We start from the raw sequence: 4,668 nt of genomic DNA on the forward strand, positions 1-4,668 counted from the left end.
GGCGGGGCTGATCTAGCGGACGGCGACCCGCCGACCGGAGGCTGGGGCCGGTGGGCGGAGGCTCGGACCGGCGGGCGGAGGCTCGGACCGGCGGGCGGAGGCTCGGACCGGCGGGCGGAGGCTGGGGCCGGCGGACGGAGGCTGGGGCCGGCGGGCGGTCAGATACCGGCGATCGAGGCGGGGGCGCGCTCTCTGCGGCCGGCAGCTCGACGACCGGCGCGGTGGCCTCCTCGGGGAACCCCGGCGCCGGCAGGCCCACGCTGCGCGCCAGGTCGTCGGCGTGGACGACGAGCTTCATCAGCCGGGTGAGCAGGAAGTCGTCGAGTTCGAGGGACCAGTCGCCCCAGGAGGGCACACGGATCGGCCGTCGGGCGGGAGCGGCCGCCGGCTCCGGTCCGAGCCGGCCGACCGCCTCACGCACCCGCGTGTGCGGCGCCGCGTGGCCCGCTGCGCCGGTGGCCTCACCGCCCTCGCGGATACGGATGTTGACGGCTCTGGGGGCTCCGGTGCCGCGAGCAGCTCCGGCAGGACGAGCTCCTGGTGGGCGGTGAGCCCCTCGAGACCACCGCCGGGAAGGCCTCGCGGACGCGTCCGCCCCGCCAGTTCCATGTCTCTGTCGTGGCCCCCGTCATCCGCCCCCGTCATCCGTGCGGACGGGGGGCCCGGACCACGCCTTCCTGGATCACCGAGATGGCCAGCCGGCCGTCCTGGGTGTAGATCCGCGCCTGGCCGAGGCCCCGGCCGCCGGACGCCGACGGCGACTCCTGGTCGTAGAGGAGCCATTCGTCGGCGCGGAAGGGGCGGTGGAACCACATCGCGTGGTCGAGGGAGGCCCCGACGACGTCGCCGACCGCCCAGCCGCCGCGGCCGTGCGCGAGGAGGACCGAGTCGAGGAGGGTCATGTCGGAGACGTAGGTCGCGAGGACGACGTGCAGCAGCGGTATGTCGACGGCGCCCTGGAGCTTGCCGTTGGTGCGGAACCAGACCTGGGAGTGCGGTTCGCGCGGCTCGCCGAACCTGCCGTACGGCGGCTCGTCGACATAGCGCAGGTCGATGGACTCGCGCGCCTCCAGGAACTTCTCCACGACCCTGGCGTCCAGGTGGCCGTAGCCGCGCATCCGCTCCTGGGAGGTGGGCAGGGTGGCCGGGTCGGGCGCCGGCGGCATGGGGGCCTGGTGCTCGAAGCCCTCCTCATGGCGCTGGAAGGACGCGGAGAGGGCGAAGATCGGCTGTCCGTGCTGGACCGCGACGACCCGGCGCGCCGTGAAGGAGCGGCCGTCGTTCATCCGGTCGACGGTGTAGACGATGGGCGCGCCGGGGTCGCCGGTGCGCAGGAAGTACGCGTGGAGGGAGTGGGCGTGCCGGTCCTCGGGGACCGTACGCCCGGCGGCGACGAGCGCCTGGGCCGCGACCTGGCCGCCGAACACGCGCGGGACGACGGCGGAGCGGGACTGGCCGCGGAAGATGTTCTCCTCGATCTGCTCCAGGTCGAGCAGATCGAGGAGACCCTGTAGTGCCTGACTCATGCAGCCGTTTCTACTGGTCAGTAATTGCGGGGCCTTACAGGCCCATGTCCTTCGCGATGATCGTCTTCATGATCTCGCTGGTGCCGCCGTAGATGCGGTTGACGCGGTTGTCCGCGTACAGGCGGGCGATCGGGTACTCGTTCATGAAGCCGTAGCCGCCGTGCAGCTGGAGGCAGCGGTCGATGACGCGGTGGGCGACCTCGGTGCAGAACAGCTTGGCGGAGGCGGCCTCGGCGGGCGTCAGCTCACCGGCGTCGAGGGCTTCGAGCGCGCGGTCGGCGACGGCCTCGGCCGCGTCCACCTCGGCCTTGCAGGCGGCCAGCTCGAACTTGGTGTTCTGGAAGGTGGCGACCGGCTTGCCGAAGACGGTGCGGTCCGTGACGTACTGCTGGGCGAACCGGACGGCGGCCTTGGCCTGCGCGTAGGCGCCGAAGGCGATGCCCCAGCGCTCGGACGCCAGGTTGTGGCCGAGGTAGTAGAAGCCCTTGTTCTCCTCGCCGAGCAGGTCTTCGACGGGGACCTTGACGTCGACGAAGGCCAGCTCGGCGGTGTCGCTGGTGCGCAGACCGAGCTTGTCGAGCTTGCGGCCGATGGAGTAGCCCTCGGACTTGGTGTCCACGGCGAACAGGGAGATGCCGTGGCGGCGGTCCTCGGCGGTGGGCGCGGCGGTGCGGGCGCAGACGATCACACGGTCGGCGTGGACACCGCCGGTGATGAAGGTCTTGGAGCCGTTGAGGACGTAGTGCGTGCCGTCCTCGGAGAGCTTGGCGGTGGTCTTCATGCCGGCGAGGTCGGAGCCGGTGCCCGGCTCGGTCATCGCGAGGGCCCACATCTCCTCGGCGGTGACGAACTTCGGCAGGAACCGCTTCTTCTGCTCGTCGGTGGCGAGCATCTTGATGTACGGCAGGCCGAGCAGCACATGCACGCCGGAGCCGCCGAAGTGGACGCCCGCGCGGGCCGTCTCCTCGTACATCACGGCCTCGAACTTGTACGAGTCGATGCCGGCGCCGCCGTACTCCTCGTCGACGTTGATGCCGAACAGGCCCAGCTCGGCGAGCTTGTAGTAGAAGTCGCGCGGCGCCTGGCCGGCGGCGAACCACTCGTCGTAGACCGGGACGACCTCGGCCTCGATGAAGGCCCGCAGGGTCTCCCGGAACGCCTCGTGGTCCTCGTTGAACACCGTACGGCGCACCGCCGCCACCTCCACCTGGTCCATGGGTACGTGTCTAAGCGCTTGCTCAGAACATCAAGGTACCGGCGGGTAGGGAGAGGCGTCCAGAGGTGCTCCCGTAACGCTCGTCACTCCGCCCCGGCCGCCTCGAACGCGCCCCGGGCCATCCGGTGCAGCAGCTCCGCCGTCGTGCCGCGACCGGGGAGCGAACCCGGGCGGCCCAGGTGCGGGGTGGAGTTCAGAAGGCCGAAGACTGAGTGGACGGCGGAGCGGGCGGCGGGCTCGGCCAGGGCCGGGTAGACCTCCCGGAGGACGCCCACCCACAGCTCGACGTACTGCCGCTGCAGCTGTCGCACCAGCTTGCGGTCGCTGTCGCGGAGGCGGTCCAGCTCACGGTCGTGCAGGGTGATCAGGGGACGGTCGTCGAGCGCGAAGTCGATATGGCCTTCGATGAGCGAGTCGAGGACCGCCTCCGGGGCGGCGCCGTCCGCCTCCTGCCGGCGCCGCTTGGCACCGGTCAGCAGCTGGCCGCTGATCCCGACGAGCAGCTCGGCGAGCATCGCGTCCTTGCCGGCGAAGTGGCGGTACAGGCCCGGGCCGCTGATGCCGACCGCGGCACCTATCTCATCGACTCCGACCCCGTGGAACCCACGCTCGGCGAACAGCCGCGCGGCCTCCTTGAGGATCTGCTCGCGGCGGGTGGGGGCGTCGGTTCTGGTGGCCATGAAAGCAATTCTAGACAGGGAGGTTAGCGGTCGTTAACCTGAAGGGGATGGTTAACGCTCATTAACAGTCGACCCACTGGGTGAGGGGACGGCAGGATGCACGAGGCACCGGAGCTGACGAGCGCGGCGGACCCCGCGTCGGAGGCCTGGCGGGCCAACGAGGCGGCACACCGGGCGCTCGCCGAGGAGCTGCGCGGCAAGCTCGCCGCGGCCCGGCTCGGCGGCGGCGAGAAGGCGCGGGCCCGGCACACGGCGCGCGGGAAGCTGCTGCCCAGGGAGCGCGTGGACACGCTGCTCGACCCGGGCTCTCCGTTCCTGGAGCTGGCGCCCCTCGCCGCCGACGGGATGTACGACGGGGCCGCCCCGGCGGCCGGGGTGATCGCCGGGATCGGGCGGGTCAGCGGGCGCGAGTGCGTGATCGTCGCCAACGACGCGACCGTCAAGGGCGGCACGTACTACCCGATGACGGTCAAGAAGCATCTGCGCGCCCAGGAAGTGGCCCTCGACAACCGGCTGCCGTGCGTCTACCTGGTGGACTCGGGAGGCGCGTTCCTGCCGATGCAGGACGAGGTCTTCCCGGACCGGGAGCACTTCGGGCGGATCTTCTACAACCAGGCGCGGATGTCGGGCGCCGGCATCCCGCAGATCGCCGCCGTCCTCGGGTCGTGCACGGCGGGTGGGGCGTATGTCCCGGCCATGAGCGACGAGGCGGTCATCGTCCGCAACCAGGGGACCATCTTCCTGGGCGGGCCTCCCCTGGTGAAGGCGGCCACCGGCGAGGTGGTCACGGCCGAGGAGCTGGGCGGCGGTGACGTCCACGCGCGTGTGTCGGGCGTGACCGACCATCTGGCGGAGGACGACGCGCACGCGCTGCGGATCGTCCGGAACATCGCGGCGACGCTTCCCGCGCGCGGACCCCTGCCCTGGGAGGTGCGGACCGCGGTGGAGCCGAAGGTCGACCCCTTCGGGCTGTACGGCGCGGTCCCCGTCGACTCCCGCACCCCCTATGACGTACGGGAGATCATCGCGCGCGTGGTCGACGGCTCGCGGTTCGCGGAGTTCAAGGCCGAGTTCGGGCAGACCCTCGTCACCGGCTTCGCCCGGATCCACGGTCACCCGGTCGGGATCGTCGCCAACAACGGCATCCTGTTCTCCGAGTCCGCCCAGAAGGGCGCCCACTTCATGGCGATGCCGTGCAGCCCGGCGAGCCGGGACAGTTCCTCCGAGGGCGGCTCGGCCGGCCCCT

General features: G+C 71.6%; 4 protein-coding genes and 1 pseudogene. 1 reads left to right on the plus strand and 4 read right to left on the minus strand.

The window, feature by feature from the left end; genetic code table 11:
- The 4 genes and pseudogenes from ABZT17_RS44935 to ABZT17_RS44950 form a co-directional block, all read right to left on the minus strand.
- Nucleotides 1-421 (minus strand): annotated as a pseudogene (locus ABZT17_RS44935) (hypothetical protein); the annotation flags it as partial.
- A 220-nt stretch (nt 422-641) separates the two neighbouring features.
- Nucleotides 642-1,526, minus strand: a complete 885-nt coding sequence (locus tag ABZT17_RS44940; RefSeq protein ID WP_356357968.1) for an acyl-CoA thioesterase II — start codon at nt 1,524-1,526, stop codon at nt 642-644.
- Nucleotides 1,527-1,560: 34 nt separating this feature from the next.
- On the minus strand, nt 1,561-2,718 hold the full coding sequence (locus ABZT17_RS44945) for an acyl-CoA dehydrogenase family protein (protein ID WP_356357971.1): 1,158 nt from the start codon (nt 2,716-2,718) through the stop codon (nt 1,561-1,563).
- Nucleotides 2,719-2,825: 107 nt separating this feature from the next.
- On the minus strand, nt 2,826-3,422 hold the full coding sequence (locus ABZT17_RS44950) for a TetR/AcrR family transcriptional regulator (RefSeq protein WP_356357969.1): 597 nt from the start codon (nt 3,420-3,422) through the stop codon (nt 2,826-2,828).
- 96 nt (nt 3,423-3,518) lie between these two features.
- On the opposite strand from ABZT17_RS44950, the gene ABZT17_RS44955 reads away from it, so the two are divergent.
- The coding region (locus ABZT17_RS44955; protein ID WP_356357970.1) for a carboxyl transferase domain-containing protein at nt 3,519-4,668 on the plus strand (1,150 nt) is incomplete at its 3' end.

The sequence above is a fragment of the Streptomyces sp. NPDC005648 genome, assembly GCF_040605395.1.
Taxonomy (GTDB): domain Bacteria; phylum Actinomycetota; class Actinomycetes; order Streptomycetales; family Streptomycetaceae; genus Streptomyces.

Excerpts from the sequence above, each read along its gene's own strand:
- ABZT17_RS44940 (WP_356357968.1), bottom strand. The coding sequence starts at position 1,526 with ATGAGTCAGGCACTACAGGGTCTCCTCGATCTGCTCGACCTGGAGCAG.
- ABZT17_RS44950 (WP_356357969.1), bottom strand. The coding sequence starts at position 3,422 with ATGGCCACCAGAACCGACGCCCCCACCCGCCGCGAGCAGATCCTCAAG.